Origin of the sequence: Bacillus suaedaesalsae (genome assembly GCF_016890225.1) — a bacterium.
Taxonomy (GTDB): Bacteria; Bacillota; Bacilli; order Bacillales; family SA4; genus Bacillus_BS; species Bacillus_BS suaedaesalsae.
The window spans coordinates 24,358-43,996 of sequence record NZ_JAFELM010000034.1 but is presented as its reverse complement, the minus strand read 5'-3'; the positions used below and the strand labels follow the sequence as shown (position 1 = coordinate 43,996).

Here is a 19,639-nt window from a genome sequence, read left to right as displayed (position 1 = left end):
TCCAGTTATTTTTTCAGTTTAATAACAGCTACTGTACACCTTGAGATACAAATAAGATTTTGTTCTTCATCGACAATTTTTATATCCCATACCATTGTCGTACGTCCTTTATGTAAAATTGTTGCAATGGCAGTGACTGTTCCTTCGCGTTTTGCTTTTATATGGTTTGCATTAATTTCTAGTCCGGCACAGCTTTCTGTTTCTTGATCAACTAAGTAATAAGAACCGAAGCTTGCTACTGTTTCCGCTAATGCAACAGACGCTCCTCCGTGAAGTACTCCAAACGGTTGATGTGTCCTTCCGTCAACTGGCATTGTTGCGACTACTCTGCCTTCTTTTATTTCCGTAATCTTAATTCCAAGTGTTTCAATTAATGTGTTTTCTGTTTTCATTCGGGAAGTCCTCCTAATCTTTATTTACATTATTTCTCCTTTTTTCATACAAAATCCTGCTTTAGGCTACTAGTGGTTGGATATGCTAAAGAAGAATTCCATCACCTACTAGGAGGGACTTACATGAATGTTCGAGAAGGTTTAATTCCAACTGTCTTAGGTACTGCGGTTACTGCAACAGGTTTTGCACTTAAACAAAATCGGAACGTAAGTCCAATGCTTTCAAACACAATCGTTGGCTTTGGATTAGCACATGTCGTTCTAGGAACGATTGACCTAGTTGAACATCGAAGATAGGAATTCCATATGAAAAAGCGAGCAATTGCTCGCTTTTGTTTATGTGTTACCATTCTCATCTACTTTTTGTTTAATGCCATCTAATGCTGCATGAGCACGTAAATCATAACCTTCTGCATATTCACTCACATGAATGATGTCTTCTCTTGCCCCAACGATACTCGCAGTTCTAGCATCGTCTAACGTTGATTTATTCTTGTTGTCACTCATGAAAATCCCTCCTCTATAATGATATGTTTAGTATGTCGTTAAACTTGTTTTTCTAATAGAAGAGAAATATTCTTTGTTGTTACCATCCCTTGACCTACAGATGTTGAAATACTTGTATACTCCGGCTTGTTACATAGATCACCAATTGCATATATATTGTCATGGCTTGTCTTTCCATATTCATCGGTAATAACATAGCCTTCTCGATTAGTTAAAACAATTCCTTTTATTTGTTCACTATTCGGTTGAATACCAACCCTGACTAAAACAGCATCTGTATCTAGTTGATAAGGATTACTTCCTTTTGATTGAACAATGATCCCTCTCGTTTCATTCTCTCCACTGATTTTGAGAACCTCAGTGTTTACCAATAAGGAAATCCGAGGATGTTCTTGAACTGGGACAATATATTCCTTTCTTGCCCGAAACATCGTTGAACGATGTATTAACGTTACATATGCACCAGCATTTGCTAACAATAACGCTCCTTCAAACGCTCTGTCTCCTCCACCGATGATCGCTACTTTTTTATTTACAAACAAGTGGTGATCTTTTGACGCAGAGTAAACTTCCCCTCTCTTTACCATTTCTTCTTCACCGGGGACACCTAGAGTTCTAAGGCTAGCACCAGTTGCAAATATAACGTAATCAAATTGAACTTGAATCTCTCCACCTTTAGTCATAATCGTCATATGCTTTTTCTCGATATCAAAAATTTTGATTTCGGTATTGCACAAATAGTTGCTCTTAATATCATTCAAGTGAGTAAAAAAGTGCTCTAATAGTTCACTACCTGTTAAACCATAAAAGCCTGGATAATCCATAATTTTATTTTTAATTTGTGAAAGTTGACCACCAAGCTGTGAATCTTTTTCGATAAGTAAGTGTGATATATCTAGCCGTTTACACCAAATAGATGCTGAAATTCCCGCTGGACCACCACCAACAATCAGAACATTTACTTTCACTGTTTTATTCCCCACCAATTCTCTATGATTCCTCTCTCAAACTCGAGCCAATTTTTCACTCTAGGAACATTAACCATTCTGTTATATGGATAATCCATTGCGATCGCAATTCTGCCTGTTGCTTGAAACGAATGTAAGTTATGAGGTGCATCATCGAACAATAAATCACCACAGACTTTATCTTTTTTGTGAGTAAAAATCATATTTTCCTTCCCAATAATAGGTAGATGTTCGTTGATCCAAAGCTCTTTTTCTGCAAAAGCTGTTGAAACACTGCTCGTTACGATGAGTAGCTCATGTTTTTGAGATAATCGTTCAATGACTTCCTTCGCATTCGGAAGAGGTTTAAGATTCAGAAATAAACCTGGTTCTGTTAAGTAATCATAAATTTTCATACCACACTCAGGCTTTACGTACTTTTCAGATTTCCAGCATTTTAAATTTTCAACAGTAAGTGAATCTTGATACTCTTCATTATATTTTTTATGCCAATCAGTCATTAAATCACAGATAACTGAATCCATATCGAGTAATATTGTAGCCATTTCGTTTACCTCTTTAATTCCTCTTATCTATATATTCTTTTACGGCTTGTTTTAAATATGTATATTGACTTTCATTTGTGTCTAAGTAGGCTTCCTCTCTTGAACTTGGTACATCATCATAGTGAGGTAGCACAGCAAATTGTGAGCCCGTAAAATCATGACGTGATCCATTTAATATATTAAAAAAGTGCCAATGGCCGTCTACCCTCGTTTTCGCTATATCCCCACCTAAATAATCATGAACAACTAGAGAAGTCACACCACATTGTCCACATGCCGGATTATCTACTGTCCACTTTGAACTAGATTGAAGAGACCAACTATGTTCAAGTGCCTCTTTCAATAAATGTATCGTTTGTTTTCTTTCAAATTCTTCTTTCAGCATCGAATAGACAACCGTATCATGAAAGTTAACACCATCAAAATCAGTTTGTCTCAAGACACCATCTTGATGAAATCCAAAAGTAGTGAGTAACTTTTGGGAGCCTTTATTTTCAGCGAAAATATCCCCCACAATTCGATTTAAGCCAAGAGTAGTAAAACCAAAAGAAAGCATCATCGTTAATATTTCAGTCATTACGCCTGTTCGTTGATATTCCTTTCGAATCACTACTCCCATTTCTGTTTTTTGATGCCATAAATTCAGTTTATGAAATCTAAACATTCCGATGATCTCTTCATTTTGCTTATGGACAATTACCCAGGGCAATTCTTTTTGCATGTAGAAGTTTTGAATGCTAGACTCAATAGACTCTTTTAGTTCTTCTGTTGTCTGTACTGGATTGGGAGTAATGTATTTCATCGTATCTTTGTCAGACATAAATGCAAACAGAAGTGGTGCATCTGCTTCTGTCATTCCACGTAATCGATAATGCTCCGTTTCTAGAGTGGGAATATCTAAATACCAATCCTTATTCATACAATCTCTCCTTACTCAAACTCGTGACAATAGCCCTAAACAACTATTATACAAAGTGAAAATTCGCTCTATTATCCTACTAAAAAGGGCTAATCCATCCTTACCAACGGCAACATTCTTTCATATATTATTAATGAAAGGAGGGAGATTTATGGAATTAATCTTCTTATTTTTGGCAGCCGTTCTTGCTGGTCTTGCATTACTTTTTTTACCGACATCTGCAGTCGCATCCGTACCTTTTTTAGCTACTCTAATGACATTTATTGCACCAATCGTGTTTGTTATTGTTTTAATATTTGCGCTCGTAATTCTATACAAAGCAATTAGGGCACTTTTAGGTAGATAATTTACCGGATATCTAATTGGGAGGGCTACCTTTTGAGCCCTCTGATTTTGGACAACGAGAGTAAAAGGTTCGTTTTGTTACATACTAATATGATACAAGAGATGGTCGTCATTACCTAACTAAATGCACTCTTATTCCAACTCATAAGGAGTTAAGTATATGAAGCATCCATCGTTTGAAGACGTGAAAATGGTTGACCGACACTTAGCGGAACTTAGAATGGAGTATTTCATTCATGAAATTTTATTTACCTTTCAATGGTGGCTTTTAGCCCTGTTTATCGTTTTACCTTGGATTATTTTTTTCTTACTAGTAAAAAGAAAAGCGATGATCGAGACTCTTCTTTATGGTTCCATTATTAGCATGCTTGCTGTATTTCTTGATGACCTAGGTGTGGAGCTGCAGTTATGGAGCTATAAGTATCAATTTTTCAAGCTAATACCACGTTTGAACCCTGTGGATTATTGCATTCTTCCTGTTTTCTATATGCTTATTTATCAAACCTTCCGAACCTGGAAGAGCTTTGTTATAGCCATGACTCTTTTTTCTGCCGTTGCATCCTTTATTGCCGAACCTATATTCATATGGTTAGATATTTATTTGCCGAACAAGTGGGAGCATTGGTACTCCTTTCCTTGCTACATCTTATTAGGCTTATTTGTAAAAGCTGTATTGCAAATACTACTTCGTATCGAAAGACGTAATCAATCATAAAACTCCATATGTAGCTTTTCATGTTTATAGTAACGTATTCGATCAATTAGGGTACCTGTGTGGAATTCGAACTTATGGCCATCTGGATCTGTAAAATAAATAGAGCGTTTATCACGTGCATCGCGATTGCGTCCATTTAAAATAGTTACATTTAATTTTATTAAATTCTGATAGAATTCATTAAATTCTTCATCCTCTATTGAAAACGCAAGATGTGTGTAGGAAGCGTGTATTTCATTACGTGGAATATCTTTTTCAACATTCAGTGCTAGCCATATCCCTGCTAAATCCAAATAAGCTGTATTGTTCCCCTTAACCAAAAGCTTTGCACCAAAAACGTTCTCATAAAACTTAATTGAATGTTCTAAATCAGTTACTGAATATAGCAAATGATTGATCCCTTTTATGTTCACTTCTATCACTCCTAACTAAGAGTTATTGTTCGATAAATTATTAAAATAACCTCCTAAATAAAGACATAAAAAAACAGACTAATAATATCTAATTTAGATATTACAGTCTGTTTTTATTAGTGAAAAACATTAATTTTCGCTTATTTAAGCTTTATGAACGTTAGTTGCTTGAGGTCCACGTTGTCCGTTTTCAATCTCAAACGTTACTTCTTGACCTTCATCAAGGGACTTAAATCCTTCACCTTGAATTGCTGAGAAGTGAACGAATACATCTTCTCCGCCTTCACGCTCAATAAATCCAAAACCTTTTTCACTGTTAAACCATTTTACTTTACCGCGTTCCATCTCTTTGTTGCCTCCTAATAATAAAAATACACATCTTTCGACCGTGCCTTTATATTATTTCCATGTAATAGCTTTTTTCATACATTTCCATTTAAACAAAAATTATGATTCCTTACTTTTTAGATGAAGCCTTAGAAATATCTTTGTTAACCAATAGCCTACCAAAAATAACAACTGGTAAATTAAATAGATATAAAAGTAATTAATCCATTTATATTTTTCAAATAGACCAATCATAACTAATAGAGGTTTAAAACCAAAGCCAAAAACGAGAGCTGCAATGATTGAAACGAAATAAAAGTTCTTCCCATTTCGGATGGTCCACTGATAGATTAGCATAATGGTCACCGGAATAATAGCTGCGTCTAGCGAGAAGCTAGGGAGAAATGGAATTACTTGATATGGATAGCCCCACAGTCCTAATCGAATCCCTGAAGAGTCTATATAAGCAAATAGTACATGTACTGTAAAACCAAAAAAGCCGATGCGAAAGATATCCTTTCGATCAATTTTTAAATAAACAATAAGAATAGGAACAAGTAATAGCAAAAGGTTCACCCAAAACTGCCACGTACCAAAATGTGAGTATTTCATCCAATAATCTATTCCTAAATTTGTTAAGTTTTCCTGTTTATCAACCATTTCTCGGAACATTTCCTGTTGTGGTCCACTCATGAAAACACCTCCCAAAGCTTTACTATTTCAATATTTTACCGTAGGCTATTGATATTATTCATTAGATAAGTCGCATCGCTCTTGAAGAAATCCGAAATAATAATTATAATAAGTAAATTAATATTGAAATGTTTTCTAGGGTTCCGCAAGCTGGCTTGGACTGGTCCGAGAGAAAACTCACAGCCTTTTGCTGTGTCACGGAAGGATAAAAGCCTGGGAGATCATACACTTGATTTCTTAGGTTTTTTTATTTGAATTTAGGAGTGAGTAATTTTGAATAGAACTTGGTTCGCAGTAGTTGTTGCTGCGTTGTTTGAGGTTGGTTGGGTAATTGGTTTAAAACATGCAACTAACGCATGGGAGTGGATTGGCACCATTCTTGCAATTACGGTTAGCTTTTATGTCATGATCATGGCCGGTAAGAAATTACCAGTCGGAACAGTGTACGCTGTTTTCGTAGGGTTAGGAACAGCCGGGACTGTTCTATCTGAAATGATATTTTTCAATGAGCCGATTCAAATAGTAAAACTATTATTAATTGGTCTCTTGTTAGTCGGAGTGATTGGATTAAAACTCGTAACAAAAGAGACATCAGAAGGAGTTGGTAGCTAATGGCATGGTTTATGCTTTTACTCGCTGGTCTCTTTGAAATGTTTGGTGTAACAATGATTAATAAATATCATCATGAAAAAAGTGTCTTCTCTATCATTTTGTTAGTCATTGGATTTGCAGGAAGCTTTTTATTTTTATCGTTATCAATGAAAACATTACCGATGGGAACAGCCTATGCAATTTGGACAGGAATTGGCGCATCTGGTGGGGCAATCTTTGGTATGATTTTATACGGAGAAGCGAAAGACTGGCTGCGCATACTGTTCATCTCCATGATTATAAGTTCGGCCATTGGGCTAAAGTTAATAGCATAGTGAAATATAATAGACTGAATCCAGTAGGAATCGGTCTTTTTTCACCACTAAAATAGAATAGTTCTTTAGAGGGAGGGGGAAACTTTTGTAAAACAGGAATTATCGGAGAAATGTCGCACGATTAGGAGAGTGGATAATTGGAATTACAAACTGTTTTTATCTATACGACAAGCGTACTTATCGTAGTAGCAGCTTTTTTTATCCCTAAGAAAATTAAACTGTATGAACTATATACAACATCTATATTCGCTACATTGTTCGGTCTGCTTGTTGATACAGTGTTAGCAGTAAAATATAAGACTTATGTTTTGGATAAGCCGGGAATCCAAATCCCTCCATTAATTGGACAAGTAGTTCTATATTTTTGTACGAATATCCTACTACTGAACTTTTATCCTTTTAATAAACCGTTAAAATGGAGAATCCTCTATGTCTTATTCTTCACTTTGCTAACAGTTGTATTTGAGTTTACTGCTTATATATTTGGATTTATTAAATACAATGAATGGAAAATATGGTATTCTGCATTAAGCTATCCATTTTTAATTTATTTTTTATTACTACATTATAAATTCTTTCTGTGGTTGGTGAAAAAATCTTAAAGCACTTTATACTTATAATTCCTTTTCTATCTCTTTTGTTTTTTCTTCATATTGTATATTATGCTTTGAATCATTCACGGATTCTGTCGTAAAATGGTCCCCCGTACCATTAATCATCGCATCAAACGGCTTATAATGAATAAAGGAATCGCTTTTTGACTTACCTCTTCTTGTTAAAATAAAAGCACCAATAATTAATAATACTAATAATATTAAACTAGCCATCCCAATTCCTTCCCCTCTAAATAAATCCTTGTAACACACCATATTCAATTAATTGATCATAGGGATCACCCGATACATTCAATAATGTACAAAAAGCCGGTTCTGTTTTGTATCCTTGTTTCTTTAATTGAATCACTTTTTCTTTCCACTTTGGATTTTTTACTAACAGGTTATGCTCAATCACCATATGTAAATACGCATACTGCTCATGTACAGGCTTGTTTTGGCCAAATAACTCGAATTCAAAGCCTTGATAGTAAAAATTCGCTTTAATCACTTTTTCATTTCGCATGATGGTAGATTTGAGACGAAATTTCTCATGATGACTAAATTGGTCAAGAAGCTTTCTTTCAAACAATGGAAAATCTTTTACATACATAATAATATCTAAATCAGATTGGGGCAGGTCAATTCCCAATGGAATAGTCCCACATAAAACAGGGGTATAAATCGCTAATTCGTCCATGATTCCTAACAATTGAATCACATGGTAAGCCTTCTTTTGTTTACTTGTTCCTGAATTCAAATATTCAATGTTCTCAAACAGTTCCGATCCCCCCATTAATCAAAACTAAATCTTTGTTCTTCCCACGGATCTCCATACATATGGTAGCCGTTCTTCTCCCAAAAACCAGCTCGATCTTCCTTCGTGAATTCAATCCCTCTAAGCCACTTTGCACTTTTCCAGAAGTAGAGATGCGGAATTACAGCTCGTAGTGGATAGCCGTGCTCAGGCGTGAGTGGCTTTCCATCATGAGCAAAGGCGAGTAAGCTTGTCTCCTTCAAGAAGTCTTGTACCGGAAGATTTGTTGTCCAGCCCTCCTCTGCATGAAGAATGACATATTTCGCTTCAGGCAGAGGCTTTGCCGCCTTCACAACCTCTAGTGTCGAAACACCTTCCCATCCGGTATCTAATTTAGACCAGCCAGTAACACAATGTATATCATTGCTAATCGTAACAGCTGCCAAATTTTGAATATGTGTAAAGGAGTATGTTATCGGATTTTCTACTAATCCAAAGATGTTTAAATTCCAATCTGAAAGATCTTGCTTATAGAAAGGTATATTACCGTGGTGTAATACTGGGAACGTTGTTGTCACATTTTGGTTCGGCGGTACACGATCACCATTTTTCTTTGCTTTTTCTTTTCCAAAGTACATCTTGATACCTCCTTTTATTATTAAAGAACTATCCTTCGTCAGGTTTGACCTTTTTAAAAGGTCTCTTTCTATAAATTTCGCCTTTTATGTCTAGTATCCTACATAAAAAAGAAAAAGAGACCCAAATGAGTCTCAAAAAAATTTATAAAATGATAGCTGCAATCCAACCAAAGATAATTAATGGAATGTTGTAGTGAATAAATGTTGGCACAGTTGTATCCCAAATGTGATTGTGCTGACCATCTGCATTTAATCCCGAAGTTGGTCCTAACGTACTATCAGAGGCTGGTGAACCTGCGTCACCTAATGCCCCTGCTGTCCCAATAATCGCAATAGTTGCCAATGGGCTTAAACCAAGTTCTAAACTTAATGGTACGAAAATAGTGGCGATAATTGGCACCGTTGAGAAGGAAGATCCAATTCCCATCGTCACTAATAAGCCTACGAGTAGCATCATAAGTATACCTAGTTGTTGGTTACCATTCAACAAGTCTGAAGCTTCGTTTACTAATAATTCAACGTGACCTGTTTCTTTCATAACATTGGCAAATCCAGATGCCGCCAACATCACAAATCCGATAAAGGACATCATTTTCATTCCTTTTGTTAGAACTGTATCTGTATCATTCCATTTCACTTTCCCGCTTAATGCCACAATTACAATACCTGCTAATGCACCCATAATCATAGAGTCTGTTGTTAATTGAACAGCTAAGGAAGCAATAATAGCCACCCCAGCAAAGAGTAAGCCTTTTAATGTAAACGATTCTTTCTGATTATCTTCTGAAATGGCAATATCCGTGTAGGATTTTTTTTTGCGATATGAGAAGAACACTGCAATGAGTAAACCAACTACCATACCAATAGAAGGAATAATCATCGCCATTGGGATATCCTCTCTTGCGACTGTAAGCCCACTTTCTGCCATGTTTGTTTGAACAATATCATGAAAAATGGCACCAAATCCAGTTGGTAACAACATATATGGTGTTACTAATCCAAATGTGATAACAGATGCGATTAAACGTCTGTCTAGTTGTAACTTATTAAATACTAATAATAATGGTGGAATTAAAATTGGAATAAATGCAATGTGAATCGGTATTACGTTTTGCGAAAAGACCGACATAATTAAAATAATTAAGATAATGGCTACCTTTGATAAAGACTTGCGCTTTGAATCTCCTTGCTTACCCACAATTTTAAGGGAAGCATTTACTAATGCTTTTGGTAAACCTGTTCTTGATATCGCAACAGCGAAACTGCCAAGTAATGCATAACTAAGAGCTACCTCCGCACTATTACCTAATCCTGCGCTAAATACTTCAATCGTTGAAGTCAATCCAAGTCCTCCAACTACACCTCCGATTAATGCACCAATTACTAATGAAACAACTACATTTAAACGAGCTAAGCTCAAAATAAGCATGACTAGTACTGCTATTACGACTGCATTCATGATGAATCCTCCTACGATGTATATGTTCAATTGCTTTAGTTCGCTAAATCACTAATATGTTAACGCGATAAAATAATATCATGGTAGATTCATAGTGTCAACAAGGGATAATAGATTGGATACAGTTTACAAAAGGGGAAGGATTCAGGTATTTAGACGAGTTTCAGATTTTTTTGGACGACAATTTATTTTTTTGGGGCGACTTAGTTAATTATTTGGACGACTTAGTTTAGTTCTCGGACGATTACCAATATTTTGTAAATAAAACCACAAAAAAAGAACTGGTCCATAGACCAGTCCTTCACGTATTATTCTTCTCCAAATCGCTCAACTAATGTCGCAAGTGTTCTAGACATAACGCCTGTAGCTCCAGATGGACCTAGATCATATTCAGATGATGATGTTGCCGTTCCAGCAATGTCTAAGTGTACCCAAGGTGTTTCTTCTGCAAACTCACCGATAAATAATCCGGCAAAAATTGCGTGACCATCACGACCTGGTGAGTTATTTAAATCAGCAACGTTGCTTTTTCTTACACGCTCTTTAAATTTATCTGTAATAGGCAATCTCCAAATCATTTCTCCAACTTCATTTGAAGCTTCTAATACTCTTTCAAATAGTGCTTCGTTGTTTGTCATAGCACCCGTGATATGGTTTCCAAGAGCAATGATAACTCCACCAGTTAGTGTTGCAACGTCAACAATATAATTTGCACCATGATGTTTCGCATAGGTTACTGCATCTGCAAGTGCTAAGCGTCCCTCTGCATCTGTATTTAAGATTTCAATAGTTTTTCCGCTCATAGAAGTTACAACATCATCTGGCTTAAATGCATTTCCGCTAATCATGTTGTCAGTTGAAGGAATGACCATGACAACGTTTTGCTCTGGCTTTAGTTCAGCAATAATTTCCATTGCACCTAATACTGCAGCTGCTCCTCCCATATCAGTTTTCATTCCTACTAAACCATCCTTTGGCTTAATTGAGTATCCACCAGAATCATACGTAATCCCTTTTCCTACTAAACCGATTACGTCTGTCCACTCATCTTTTCCTTGATACTTAATGACTATCATTTTAGGTGGTTCTACAGAGCCTTTATTGACTGCAAGAAGAGCACCCATTCCCAGGTTTTCCATCTCTTCTTTGTCTAAGATTTCGTATTCTAGTTCATACTTTGTCGCAAGCTCTACTGCATAGTGGGCTAAATCTGTTGCAGTTAACATATTGGCTGGAGTATTTACTAACGTACGTGCACTGTTCGTACCTTTTCCGTAAATATATCCAACTGTTAAGCTAGCATCTACTTCTTCTTTATCTTGCTCTGTATAAACAACGACAGATGATATTTCCTTTGTTGGTTCATTTGATTTTTGCTTATAATCTGCAAATTTATAGGTCGCAAGTGGGAGTGCTTCTCCTAATGCATGCGCAACATCAGAAGCATCTACTTTATCTGTTACAAAGCTATCAAGTACAATTTCAATTTCTTCTAGCTTCGCGTTCTTACACGCTTTAAATAGCTTTCCAAACGAGCTTCTTGCTGTTTCGAAGCTAAATTGATTTTCTTTTCCTAATCCTACGAAGTAAATTCGCTTTGCTTCTAATTTCCCTAGTGTATGTACTTTTGAAACAACACCTTTTTTAGCAGAAACATCCCCCTCTTTGACAAGTGTAGCTAATGAATCTCCTAAAGCAGAATTAACGTCTCCAAGAATTCCTTCAAATGAAGCTGTTTTTTCAAATAATCCGACAACAAGCGTAGTACTTGCTTCGTTTACTGAAAAGTTATTTTTTACTGTGAACATGAAAGCACCTCCAAAATTGTAACTGATTCTATTATATAGAAAACTTGTAATTATTTCGAGTATCTAATTATCCTCTAGATATAGATATATCGATGGAAGCATTGGTAGTTCTTTTACAGACTCAAAAGGTACTCGATCTATATGTTGTGGTATAATGTGGAGACATTGTTCGATAAATGTATTCACGTTTTCTAAATCTAGCCCCCAGTAACGAGGACGATACTTTTGTAAGTATTGATGTCCAACATTCATCATCGCTCTTGCTCCTTTTACGTTACCATACTCATAATGATAAATAGCAACTGTCATTTGGAGCAGACCTTTTAAAAATAGATTATCTTTATCAGTCAGCCACATTTCTTCAAGTAAATCATGACAGGTGTAGTAATCACCTTCATTAAATTTAATAAAGTATTCATAGTATTCCATCGGATAGTCCATGTGGTTATCCTCCCAAAAACAACGTTACCTACATCATAGCAAATTAGTCAGAAAGGACGTATTCAAACATGAGTTTACTTACTAACTTTCCATTATGGGCTGCTCTAGCCGCAATATTCTTTGCACAGTTTGTGAAAGTGCCCATTCAATTCATTGCTTCTCGAAGGCTAGATTGGTCTCTGTTAACAAGCACGGGTGGTATGCCAAGTTCCCACTCTGCAGCTGTTACAGCACTTACTACTGGAATTGGATTGCAACAAGGCTTAGATTCTCCAATCTTCGCCGTTTCAGCAGTGTTCGCGATTATTGTCATGTTTGATGCAACTGGAGTGCGTCGCCATGCAGGAGAGCAAGCGACTGTACTGAATCAGCTTGTAACAGACTTTCATAAATTTATGGAAGAAGCGAAGCACTGGCCGGAAAAAGGAGAGCAAGAAAAGAGAAAAGAATTAAAGGAACTATTAGGTCACCAGCCTATTGAAGTATTCTTCGGCGGGTTATCAGGTGTATTGTTAACTTTATTACTTTATTTTCTTATTTATTAAGGGGGAGAGCTTCCTGAGGTTAATATCTATTTGCCCTAGTAATACAGAGCTACTAGCATACTTAGGACTTGAAAGCTCACTAATCGCTGTAGATGATTATTCCGATTGGCCAAAGTCCGTTCACCAATTACCAAAGTTAGGTCCTGATCTTTCGATTGATATGGATAAGGTTGAGCAATTAAATCCTGATCTGGTCCTAGCCTCTTTAAGCGTTCCTGGGATGGAAAAAAATATTACTGAACTTGAACGACGTAACATTCCACATATTATATTAAACCCTCAATCGTTAGAGGATATTGCAGACGATATACTGCTAGTTGGTGAACATACAAATACAAGATTGAAAGCAGCAGAGGTTGCAGAACGTTATCGAAAATTCATTACTACATACAAAATGATCTCGAAAGAAATAGTAAACAAGCCTTCATTTTATTGGGAATGGTGGCCAAAACCTATCTTCACTCCTGGAGGCATTAATTGGCTAACAGAAATAAGCACACTTGCAGGAGTTCGTAATATTTTCGAAGATAAACAGGTTGCAAGCTATCAAACAGATTGGGAAGAGATTCAAACTCTGAATCCTGATCATATCGGTCTTGTTTGGGTCGGAATTGAACAAGATAAGATGAAGCCTGAACTTGTGAAGAAACGTCCCGGTTCTGATTCTATGAATGCTATTATTCATAATCGTATTCACGTACTAGATGAGCCTTTATATTGCCGCCCATCACCAAGATTATTGTTAGGGCTAAAAAAACTTGGCTCTTTAATCCACCCAACTATTTATCCTGATAACGATGGGATAGACCCATTATTAGTAGATAGACTTAGTTAGCTAACAGGATTAGGTGATGATTAGTCATTATATATGTACAAAATTATGGATATAAATTTTGAAGCTAATGAAAATGGAATAGCCTTGAGCATTTCGGACCATTTTCGTATCCAATTTACCATTCAATTCTGCAGTAAGTAGGAATGGTCAAATATTGATTCTTCCTTGGTAGTGGTTATATATTTTAATATCTGTCCTTTAAGGACACTAATAAACGTAGTGTGAATCCTTTTATTTTATAAGTATAACTGTTAAAAGATAGCCTTGATTGTACAAACCTGATTGTAGCGGAATGGCACTCGACTCCTGCGGGAGCAGTGGGACAGGTGAGACCCCGCAGGCGGAAACGCTGAGGAGGCTCACCGCCCACCCCTCGGAAAGCGAGTGCCATGGAGTGGAAATCAAAACAGATAATTATATAGAAATACATCATAAAATAGTAAAAAACTGTAGAAAGCTCGAAATTATTCGAGTTTGTCTACAGTCTGAAGCGCTCATATTGAGCGCTTTAACTTTTTGTCTTTTCTAAATATTGTTGTCTAAACACTTGCATCGATTGTTGATTATTTAAATTTACTAACTTTTCTTCAGTTAGTTTACCATTACCTTTTTCAATAACATAAACCTCTACTTTTTTCTTTCCCCATTTTTCATAAACTTCCTGAACGGTATCATAATAAAGGTCTAATTTATTTCCTTTAATTGCTCCACCTGTATCAGCCACAACTCCAAATCCATAGCCTGGAATAAATAGAATTGTGCCAATTGGAAATACACTCTTATCCGCAGCAATTGTTGAATATAAATCACGTTTTACTTTCACACCTGAATATGTAATTCCATAAGAAGGATGATCAGGTGATTTCCCCGTCGATTCTACCCCAGCAGTATATCCAGTAGCTGTAACAGTCACTGAAGGATATTGAGTCCAATCTACCGCTTCCTCAAGACTTGGAGGTGTAGCAGATGCATAGCTTGATGAGATATATGTTTCAGTTGGTGACGTTGTTTTTAACGTTTTATAGCTTAATGTTGTTTTGCGTTCAGAAAGTTCCTCTGGCGGACTTGGAACATAATCATAAAATGCTGAATAAAACGGATGGTCGTACCGATCTGTGTTTTCCTCTGCTTGTACACCTGAAATTGATGAAAATGTTGCTAATATTGCTAATAAAAATAAAACGGACATGATCGTTCTCTTTAATAATGTTTTTATCCTATCCATTAAAATACCTTCACTCCTCTCACGAATCTATTCATTTCCAATTTTCCGAGAAATTATTCATGGAAATAAAAATCCGTGCACCAATGGATAATGTGAAACTTCAATCAGTGGGAGTTTTCCTCATCCACTGTGGGTTAGAAAAGGGATAAAATGGGACCACATTATCATTACCAAAATCAGCCGTTTTATGAATAAATTATTCAAGTTTTTCCAGACAAAATAAAAAGGTCTTACGTGTATTACACGTAAGACCACAATTTCTTTAAAACATTTGATATCCTCTTGAACGTAGCATTTTTATAACGATGCCTGAACAAATGGCACCAATTAACCCAGCAACTAATATACTAATATCGGCAACTGCTAATGCTGAAATTTTATCACCTAAAAGTGAAAATGAAGTTGTTGTATTTGTAAAGTATTCGACGAAGCGAACTTCATCCACAATTAATATGCATACGATTGGATAGATGATCGCCATAATCCATGTAGCACGTAAAAGCATGTTTAATAAAAATCCTATTCCGAAAAACAAAACAAAGAATAAGAGCACAGATATTAATAAAACAGGCAATCCCATTGTCATTGCCCTTCACCTCCAGCACACTGTACAAAACAAGCCTACTTATTCAAAGGCTTGTTAATCTCTTTGATAAGTGTACTGAATTCCTCGTGTTAAATCAATCCTCTTACGCGTCGTTCACTTTATTGTCATTATTGCTGCTTTATTTTTTACCAGTACCTAAGCAGCAAGTACATGTTTCCGATCCCCCGAGAAGTAATTGAAAATAACCTTTTCCTGAGCAGTAAGGACAATCCTTTGTATCATAAGATGTAGTTTTCATTTTCGCTTCTCTCCCTTTCGTTTAATAATTTATAATTTTCTGATAATATATCAAGAATTGAACAAAAAGGAAAGAGTTAATTTTGTTAATAATCTTACAATGAAAGCGAATACATAATGAATAATCTTTGTTTTTTGCTTATTTTCTTACTTTTTCTCAATGTTGGTATTTATTAATTTTTTCGCTGCAAGGAGGCTTTATTTCTCAGCTTAGGAGAATACACCTGTGTTCCTCCTACAATCAACTGGAACGACGATTATTATGAAAATCTCAATAAAAGATTTTATAGGATGTGTATCCAAAAATGTCACCAGGATTAACGGTGTCATTAATGGTTGTTAGCTGATTTTCTAGCATCTCCATATAGTACTTTAACAGTACTGATGTATCTGGATCATGTTTAAGCAGCTCTGGGTTAACGAATATGGCTTCCTCAAGTTCTTTTTCTTGTACTGTGACGGAATACGTCGCTGTTGGCTTGAGCGTAAAAATAATCATGTTATCACTAATTTCTTCTTTTATGACACCAGACCTAATTCCAACTATGCCTTTTACCATACAGTCGATGCCTGTTTCTTCTTTTACCTCTCTTACAACCGCTTCATCGATTGTTTCATTGGCATTCACAAAACCTGCTGGAATGGACCATTTTCCTTTTAATCCACCATATTTCTTTTTCACAACCAGCCATTCTCCGTTTGAATTAATGACTAATCCTGCTACAGCAAGCCAAACGTTTGCTCTTTTCTCACTCCCCATAATTTCAACCAACCTTTTTGTTTAGTTTCATATATCAAAAGGCAAGGGAATTGATCCCTTGCCTTTTCTAGTTATCATAGGAAATTAAATTTACCTTTTTTAAGTACGAGCATTGGTCCACCGATTAGAAGTAATGCACGGTTATCAATTACTTTCTTCATGAAAGCTGCTTGCCATCCTACAATCTTCTTACCGAATACAACACCAATCGCATCATCATGTCCTAGTGAACATACTGTACCTTTTAAGTCTGGCTTGAATTCTTCTAGGTTTCCAGAATCACGAATTAATACAGCTAAGTTGCTCGCAAGATTAATACCTTGTTGCATCGCAATTTGAGCAGTTGGTGGGTATGGACGATCATTTTCAGGATTAATCATTAGAGATGAATCCCCAACGATAAATACATTATCATGACCTGGAGCACGTAGATAAGGATCCACCTTTACACGTCCGCGCATTGCTTCAAATCCAGATTCTTCAACAATCCCGTTACCACGAACACCAGCAGCCCAGATTACTGTACCAGCCTTAATCTCTTCAACTTGATCATCTTTTGCTACGATAATACCTTCTGTTGTACATTCTTTAATTGCCGTTCCGATACGGAATTCGATCCCTTTTCTCTCTAGGTAGCTTCTTGCATAGTCAACAAGCTCAGGATCAAAACCTGGTAAAATCATTGGAGCTGCTTCAACACATACAACACGTACTTTATCACGGTCGATATCAAACTCCTGGCAAAGCTCAGGAATACGGTTTGCTAATTCCCCAACTAATTCGATACCAGTAAATCCGGCACCACCAATGATAATTGTGATTAGCTCGTCTTTCTTTTCTCTCATATTTGAATACTTTGCAAATTGATATTCAATATGCTCTTTAATTTGTCTTGCAGAGCTAATGTTTGCAATTGCAAAAGCATTTTCCTTTAGGCCTTTAATTCCGAACGTTTCAGATTCATATCCTAAACCGACAACAAGGTAATCATATGTAAGCTCACCATTGTCTAAAATAACTTTTCTTTCTTCAGGGATGATCTTGGATACTGTATCTTGAACAAAGTTTACCTTTGAACGGTCAATAATGTCGTTAATTTGGATACGAGAACGGTCATGATGAAGTGTACCTGCTGCATTTTCATGTAACCAAGTTGTTTGGTAATGATAGTCGTTGTTGTTAACTAACGTAATGTCAGCTTCGTTAACTCCAAGTTTTTTTTGTAAGTTTACGGTTGTCATAATTCCACCGTAGCCAGCACCTAAGATTACTATTTTTGGCTTTCTCAAAAAAATCACATCCATTTTATTTTTTGTATTATTGTGATACTTTTCACTAACTATTTCAAAAATAAAAAATTGTGCGAAAAATGTCATAAAATATTATAAATACATATTACATATTATTCTTTTTCCTTTTATTTTTCAACTATTAATCCAACTATATGTATATTAATGGAGAAAACTTATTATTCAGGACATTGGTCAAGTTTAATGATGGGAAATTATATAGTTTATTTTACATAATAGTGCTTAGATTGAATTTTATGATTCCAGCTTGTAATGTTAAGAGCTTCAATAATTACTTTTGTGTAAAAAAGAGATAAATACATCTATATTCCTCTCAAACAAAAAACCTTTTTAATAGGTGTGCTACCTACAAAAAGGTTTGAATATTAACATTCTTCAGGAGTACCTTCACGGGTAGCTGTTCTAAACGATGATCCACAGCCACAGCCAGCAATCGCATTCGGGTTATCGATGGTGAAGCCTCCACCCATCATGGATTGCTTGAAATCTATTACGACACCTTTTAAAATCGGTGCACTTTCTTGATCGATAATCACTTTAATACCATGTTGCTCTAATTCAATATCATCTGCGTTCTTTTCTTCATCAAAGCCGATTCCGTAAGAAAGTCCGCTACAGCCTCCACCTTTTACACCGACACGTAAAAATAGGTTATCATTCCCCTCTTCTTTCATCATGTCTTTAATTTGGTAGCCTGCTGCTTCTGAAATTGTAATCATAAGAGCACCTCCTTTTTACTTCTTATATATAGTATACAAAGGTTTTTCTTTGTACTCAAACAATCAAGCTTATTATTTTACATAATACATTCCGGAGCAAATCACTTCAGCAGGTCCTGTCATAAAGACATCTCCTTCTTCTGACCACGTGATTTGAAGATCACCACCTGCTAAATGTACCGTTGTTTCTTCGCCTTTTTTTGTTTTACCGTTTAGTACTGATGCGACTACGGCTGCACATGCTCCTGTTCCACAGGCTTGTGTCACTCCAGAGCCTCTTTCCCACACGCGGAAATGTAGCTCATTACTACTTGCGACTTCAACAAATTCTACATTAACACTCTCTGGGAACCTTTCATCCTTTTCAATTTTAGGACCTAATGTTGTAACTGGTGCTTCATTAATATTATCTACATACATGATACAATGCGGATTCCCCATTGAAACTGCTGTAATTTGATAGCTTTCTCCATTTACGTTAAATGGTTCATCGACTACCTGTACAGCCTGATCACCAAGCATTGGAATTTGGTGTCTTGCTAAGTACGGCTTACCCATGTTTACCGTAACGGAATGAACATAGTTATCTTCCACATGAACCATTGCTTCCACTAAACCCGATAATGTTTCAATTAAGAAAGTTGTATCATTCACAATGCCATTTTCATATGCATATTTCGCAACGCATCGAAGTCCATTCCCACAATTTTTCCCTTCAGAACCGTCGTTATTAAATATCCTCATCATGACAGGTGCCTTTTCAGAAGGACATATTAATATCATTCCATCTGATCCGATACCTGTATAAACGGAAGATACTTTTATTGCTAATTCTGGTAGAAGTTCTTCTTCCAATTTTGTTTTGAAAACATCTATATAAATATAGTTATTCCCTAGACCATGCATTTTTGTAAAAGGAATTTGTATCAACCTATTCACCCACTATCCCGAATTA

29 protein-coding genes and 1 riboswitch are annotated in these 19,639 nt (G+C 36.1%); of the genes, 8 read left to right on the top strand and 21 right to left on the bottom strand.

Annotated features, from left to right (window positions below):
* Window positions 1-5: 5 nt before the first annotated feature.
* Window positions 6-392, bottom strand: a complete 387-nt coding sequence (locus JR050_RS13700) for a hotdog fold thioesterase (RefSeq protein ID WP_204204067.1) — start codon at window positions 390-392, stop codon at window positions 6-8.
* Between the two features lie 123 nt (window positions 393-515).
* On the opposite strand from JR050_RS13700, the gene JR050_RS13695 reads away from it, so the two are divergent.
* A complete protein-coding gene (locus JR050_RS13695; protein ID WP_204204066.1) occupies window positions 516-689 on the top strand; it encodes an asparagine synthase in 174 nt (57 codons plus the stop codon).
* Between the two features lie 39 nt (window positions 690-728).
* Here JR050_RS13695 and JR050_RS13690 read toward each other — a convergent pair whose 3' ends face one another.
* Genes JR050_RS13690 through JR050_RS20710 form a run of 4 tightly spaced genes read right to left on the bottom strand, consistent with a single transcriptional unit; the run spans window position 729 to window position 3,331 of the window.
* Window positions 729-899 carry a hypothetical protein gene (locus JR050_RS13690; protein ID WP_204204065.1) on the bottom strand — a complete coding sequence of 57 codons (171 nt, stop codon included), beginning with the start codon at window positions 897-899 and terminating at the stop codon, window positions 729-731.
* Window positions 900-937: 38 nt separating this feature from the next.
* Window positions 938-1,867 (bottom strand): FAD-dependent oxidoreductase, encoded by a 930-nt coding sequence (locus JR050_RS13685; RefSeq protein ID WP_204204064.1) that lies wholly within the window; start codon window positions 1,865-1,867, stop codon window positions 938-940.
* Window positions 1,864-2,412: a 5' nucleotidase, NT5C type gene (locus JR050_RS13680; RefSeq protein ID WP_204204063.1), complete on the bottom strand. Its 549-nt coding sequence runs from the start codon at window positions 2,410-2,412 to the stop codon at window positions 1,864-1,866. Before JR050_RS13680 ends, JR050_RS13685 begins: the two co-directional genes overlap by 4 nt.
* A 13-nt stretch (window positions 2,413-2,425) precedes the next feature.
* Window positions 2,426-3,331, bottom strand: a complete 906-nt coding sequence (locus JR050_RS20710) for a YunG family protein (RefSeq protein ID WP_204204062.1) — start codon at window positions 3,329-3,331, stop codon at window positions 2,426-2,428.
* A gap of 151 nt (window positions 3,332-3,482) precedes the next feature.
* Here JR050_RS20710 and JR050_RS13670 point away from each other — a divergent pair, with 151 nt between their 5' ends.
* Together JR050_RS13670 and JR050_RS13665 are read left to right on the top strand one after the other, a co-directional pair.
* Window positions 3,483-3,677 carry a hypothetical protein gene (locus JR050_RS13670; RefSeq protein WP_204204061.1) on the top strand — a complete coding sequence of 65 codons (195 nt, stop codon included), beginning with the start codon at window positions 3,483-3,485 and terminating at the stop codon, window positions 3,675-3,677.
* A gap of 159 nt (window positions 3,678-3,836) precedes the next feature.
* Window positions 3,837-4,391, top strand: coding sequence for a CBO0543 family protein (locus tag JR050_RS13665; protein ID WP_204204060.1), 555 nt, complete (start codon window positions 3,837-3,839; stop codon window positions 4,389-4,391).
* Here JR050_RS13665 and fosB read toward each other — a convergent pair.
* The 3 genes from fosB to JR050_RS13650 form a co-directional block, all read right to left on the bottom strand.
* Complete coding sequence (fosB, locus tag JR050_RS13660; protein WP_204204059.1) at window positions 4,382-4,804, bottom strand: metallothiol transferase FosB; 423 nt, start codon at window positions 4,802-4,804, stop codon at window positions 4,382-4,384. The genes JR050_RS13665 and fosB overlap by 10 nt on opposite strands.
* Window positions 4,805-4,948: 144 nt before the next feature.
* Window positions 4,949-5,149, bottom strand: coding sequence for a cold-shock protein (locus JR050_RS13655; RefSeq protein WP_204204058.1), 201 nt, complete (start codon window positions 5,147-5,149; stop codon window positions 4,949-4,951).
* Between the two features lie 102 nt (window positions 5,150-5,251).
* Window positions 5,252-5,824 carry a CBO0543 family protein gene (locus JR050_RS13650; protein WP_204204057.1) on the bottom strand — a complete coding sequence of 191 codons (573 nt, stop codon included), beginning with the start codon at window positions 5,822-5,824 and terminating at the stop codon, window positions 5,252-5,254.
* Window positions 5,825-5,948: 124 nt separating this feature from the next.
* Window positions 5,949-6,046, top strand: a riboswitch (guanidine-I (ykkC/yxkD leader).
* 51 nt (window positions 6,047-6,097) lie between these two features.
* Here JR050_RS13650 and JR050_RS13645 point away from each other — a divergent pair.
* From JR050_RS13645 to JR050_RS13635, 3 genes are all read left to right on the top strand, one after another.
* Window positions 6,098-6,436, top strand: a complete 339-nt coding sequence (locus tag JR050_RS13645; protein ID WP_204204056.1) for a DMT family transporter — start codon at window positions 6,098-6,100, stop codon at window positions 6,434-6,436.
* A complete protein-coding gene (locus tag JR050_RS13640; RefSeq protein WP_204204055.1) occupies window positions 6,436-6,750 on the top strand; it encodes a DMT family transporter in 315 nt (104 codons plus the stop codon). Before JR050_RS13645 ends, JR050_RS13640 begins: the two co-directional genes overlap by 1 nt.
* 137 nt (window positions 6,751-6,887) lie before the next feature.
* On the top strand, window positions 6,888-7,352 hold the full coding sequence (locus JR050_RS13635; protein WP_204204054.1) for a CBO0543 family protein: 465 nt from the start codon (window positions 6,888-6,890) through the stop codon (window positions 7,350-7,352).
* Between the two features lie 12 nt (window positions 7,353-7,364).
* Here the strand turns inward: JR050_RS13635 and JR050_RS13630 are convergent, their stop codons facing one another.
* From JR050_RS13630 to JR050_RS13605, 6 genes are all read right to left on the bottom strand, one after another.
* The gene (locus tag JR050_RS13630) at window positions 7,365-7,577 is read right to left on the bottom strand and encodes a hypothetical protein (RefSeq protein ID WP_204204053.1); all 213 of its coding nucleotides are present in this window, start codon (window positions 7,575-7,577) and stop codon (window positions 7,365-7,367) included.
* Window positions 7,578-7,593: 16 nt separating this feature from the next.
* The gene (locus JR050_RS13625) at window positions 7,594-8,124 is read right to left on the bottom strand and encodes a DUF4269 domain-containing protein (protein WP_204204106.1); all 531 of its coding nucleotides are present in this window, start codon (window positions 8,122-8,124) and stop codon (window positions 7,594-7,596) included.
* 14 nt (window positions 8,125-8,138) lie between these two features.
* Complete coding sequence (locus JR050_RS13620) at window positions 8,139-8,738, bottom strand: sulfite oxidase-like oxidoreductase (RefSeq protein WP_204204052.1); 600 nt, start codon at window positions 8,736-8,738, stop codon at window positions 8,139-8,141.
* Window positions 8,739-8,880: 142 nt separating this feature from the next.
* The gene (locus JR050_RS13615) at window positions 8,881-10,197 is read right to left on the bottom strand and encodes a Na+/H+ antiporter family protein (RefSeq protein ID WP_204204051.1); all 1,317 of its coding nucleotides are present in this window, start codon (window positions 10,195-10,197) and stop codon (window positions 8,881-8,883) included.
* 308 nt (window positions 10,198-10,505) lie between these two features.
* Complete coding sequence (locus JR050_RS13610; protein ID WP_204204050.1) at window positions 10,506-12,005, bottom strand: leucyl aminopeptidase; 1,500 nt, start codon at window positions 12,003-12,005, stop codon at window positions 10,506-10,508.
* Between the two features lie 63 nt (window positions 12,006-12,068).
* Entirely contained in the window at window positions 12,069-12,446 is a 378-nt protein-coding gene (locus JR050_RS13605; RefSeq protein ID WP_204204049.1) for a DUF309 domain-containing protein, read from the bottom strand.
* Window positions 12,447-12,514: 68 nt separating this feature from the next.
* Here JR050_RS13605 and JR050_RS13600 point away from each other — a divergent pair, with 68 nt between their 5' ends.
* Together JR050_RS13600 and JR050_RS13595 are read left to right on the top strand one after the other, a co-directional pair.
* Window positions 12,515-12,991 (top strand): divergent PAP2 family protein, encoded by a 477-nt coding sequence (locus JR050_RS13600; RefSeq protein ID WP_204204048.1) that lies wholly within the window; start codon window positions 12,515-12,517, stop codon window positions 12,989-12,991.
* Between the two features lie 13 nt (window positions 12,992-13,004).
* Entirely contained in the window at window positions 13,005-13,826 is an 822-nt protein-coding gene (locus tag JR050_RS13595) for a cobalamin-binding protein (RefSeq protein WP_204204105.1), read from the top strand.
* A gap of 508 nt (window positions 13,827-14,334) precedes the next feature.
* Here the strand turns inward: JR050_RS13595 and JR050_RS13590 are convergent.
* From JR050_RS13590 to dapF, 7 genes are all read right to left on the bottom strand, one after another.
* Window positions 14,335-15,051 carry a 3D domain-containing protein gene (locus tag JR050_RS13590; RefSeq protein ID WP_204204047.1) on the bottom strand — a complete coding sequence of 239 codons (717 nt, stop codon included), beginning with the start codon at window positions 15,049-15,051 and terminating at the stop codon, window positions 14,335-14,337.
* A gap of 262 nt (window positions 15,052-15,313) precedes the next feature.
* Window positions 15,314-15,637: a YuiB family protein gene (locus JR050_RS13585; protein ID WP_204204046.1), complete on the bottom strand. Its 324-nt coding sequence runs from the start codon at window positions 15,635-15,637 to the stop codon at window positions 15,314-15,316.
* Between the two features lie 139 nt (window positions 15,638-15,776).
* On the bottom strand, window positions 15,777-15,896 hold the full coding sequence (locus JR050_RS13580) for a YuiA family protein (protein WP_204204045.1): 120 nt from the start codon (window positions 15,894-15,896) through the stop codon (window positions 15,777-15,779).
* 270 nt (window positions 15,897-16,166) lie between these two features.
* The gene (locus JR050_RS13575; protein ID WP_204204044.1) at window positions 16,167-16,655 is read right to left on the bottom strand and encodes an NUDIX domain-containing protein; all 489 of its coding nucleotides are present in this window, start codon (window positions 16,653-16,655) and stop codon (window positions 16,167-16,169) included.
* 74 nt (window positions 16,656-16,729) lie between these two features.
* Window positions 16,730-17,959 carry an NAD(P)/FAD-dependent oxidoreductase gene (locus JR050_RS13570; RefSeq protein WP_204204043.1) on the bottom strand — a complete coding sequence of 410 codons (1,230 nt, stop codon included), beginning with the start codon at window positions 17,957-17,959 and terminating at the stop codon, window positions 16,730-16,732.
* A gap of 371 nt (window positions 17,960-18,330) precedes the next feature.
* Entirely contained in the window at window positions 18,331-18,684 is a 354-nt protein-coding gene (locus tag JR050_RS13565) for a HesB/IscA family protein (protein WP_204204042.1), read from the bottom strand.
* Between the two features lie 72 nt (window positions 18,685-18,756).
* Window positions 18,757-19,590 (bottom strand): diaminopimelate epimerase, encoded by an 834-nt coding sequence (gene dapF / locus JR050_RS13560; RefSeq protein WP_239454403.1) that lies wholly within the window; start codon window positions 19,588-19,590, stop codon window positions 18,757-18,759.
* Window positions 19,591-19,639: the final 49 nt, after the last annotated feature.

Excerpts from the sequence above, each read along its gene's own strand:
- JR050_RS13565 (WP_204204042.1), bottom strand. The coding sequence starts at position 18,684 with ATGATTACAATTTCAGAAGCAGCAGGCTACCAAATTAAAGACATGATG.
- JR050_RS13630 (WP_204204053.1), bottom strand. The coding sequence starts at position 7,577 with ATGGCTAGTTTAATATTATTAGTATTATTAATTATTGGTGCTTTTATT.
- JR050_RS13695 (WP_204204066.1), top strand. The coding sequence starts at position 516 with ATGAATGTTCGAGAAGGTTTAATTCCAACTGTCTTAGGTACTGCGGTT.
- JR050_RS13700 (WP_204204067.1), bottom strand. The coding sequence starts at position 392 with ATGAAAACAGAAAACACATTAATTGAAACACTTGGAATTAAGATTACG.
- JR050_RS13615 (WP_204204051.1), bottom strand. The coding sequence starts at position 10,197 with ATGAATGCAGTCGTAATAGCAGTACTAGTCATGCTTATTTTGAGCTTA.
- JR050_RS13570 (WP_204204043.1), bottom strand. The coding sequence starts at position 17,959 with ATGGATGTGATTTTTTTGAGAAAGCCAAAAATAGTAATCTTAGGTGCT.
- JR050_RS13605 (WP_204204049.1), bottom strand. The coding sequence starts at position 12,446 with ATGGACTATCCGATGGAATACTATGAATACTTTATTAAATTTAATGAA.
- JR050_RS13590 (WP_204204047.1), bottom strand. The coding sequence starts at position 15,051 with ATGGATAGGATAAAAACATTATTAAAGAGAACGATCATGTCCGTTTTA.
- JR050_RS13680 (WP_204204063.1), bottom strand. The coding sequence starts at position 2,412 with ATGGCTACAATATTACTCGATATGGATTCAGTTATCTGTGATTTAATG.
- JR050_RS13580 (WP_204204045.1), bottom strand. The coding sequence starts at position 15,896 with ATGAAAACTACATCTTATGATACAAAGGATTGTCCTTACTGCTCAGGA.
- JR050_RS13640 (WP_204204055.1), top strand. The coding sequence starts at position 6,436 with ATGGCATGGTTTATGCTTTTACTCGCTGGTCTCTTTGAAATGTTTGGT.
- JR050_RS13620 (WP_204204052.1), bottom strand. The coding sequence starts at position 8,738 with ATGTACTTTGGAAAAGAAAAAGCAAAGAAAAATGGTGATCGTGTACCG.
- JR050_RS13655 (WP_204204058.1), bottom strand. The coding sequence starts at position 5,149 with ATGGAACGCGGTAAAGTAAAATGGTTTAACAGTGAAAAAGGTTTTGGA.
- JR050_RS20710 (WP_204204062.1), bottom strand. The coding sequence starts at position 3,331 with ATGAATAAGGATTGGTATTTAGATATTCCCACTCTAGAAACGGAGCAT.
- JR050_RS13670 (WP_204204061.1), top strand. The coding sequence starts at position 3,483 with ATGGAATTAATCTTCTTATTTTTGGCAGCCGTTCTTGCTGGTCTTGCA.
- JR050_RS13600 (WP_204204048.1), top strand. The coding sequence starts at position 12,515 with ATGAGTTTACTTACTAACTTTCCATTATGGGCTGCTCTAGCCGCAATA.
- JR050_RS13575 (WP_204204044.1), bottom strand. The coding sequence starts at position 16,655 with ATGGGGAGTGAGAAAAGAGCAAACGTTTGGCTTGCTGTAGCAGGATTA.
- dapF (WP_239454403.1), bottom strand. The coding sequence starts at position 19,590 with ATGCATGGTCTAGGGAATAACTATATTTATATAGATGTTTTCAAAACA.
- JR050_RS13665 (WP_204204060.1), top strand. The coding sequence starts at position 3,837 with ATGAAGCATCCATCGTTTGAAGACGTGAAAATGGTTGACCGACACTTA.
- JR050_RS13690 (WP_204204065.1), bottom strand. The coding sequence starts at position 899 with ATGAGTGACAACAAGAATAAATCAACGTTAGACGATGCTAGAACTGCG.
- JR050_RS13610 (WP_204204050.1), bottom strand. The coding sequence starts at position 12,005 with ATGTTCACAGTAAAAAATAACTTTTCAGTAAACGAAGCAAGTACTACG.
- JR050_RS13650 (WP_204204057.1), bottom strand. The coding sequence starts at position 5,824 with ATGAGTGGACCACAACAGGAAATGTTCCGAGAAATGGTTGATAAACAG.
- JR050_RS13585 (WP_204204046.1), bottom strand. The coding sequence starts at position 15,637 with ATGACAATGGGATTGCCTGTTTTATTAATATCTGTGCTCTTATTCTTT.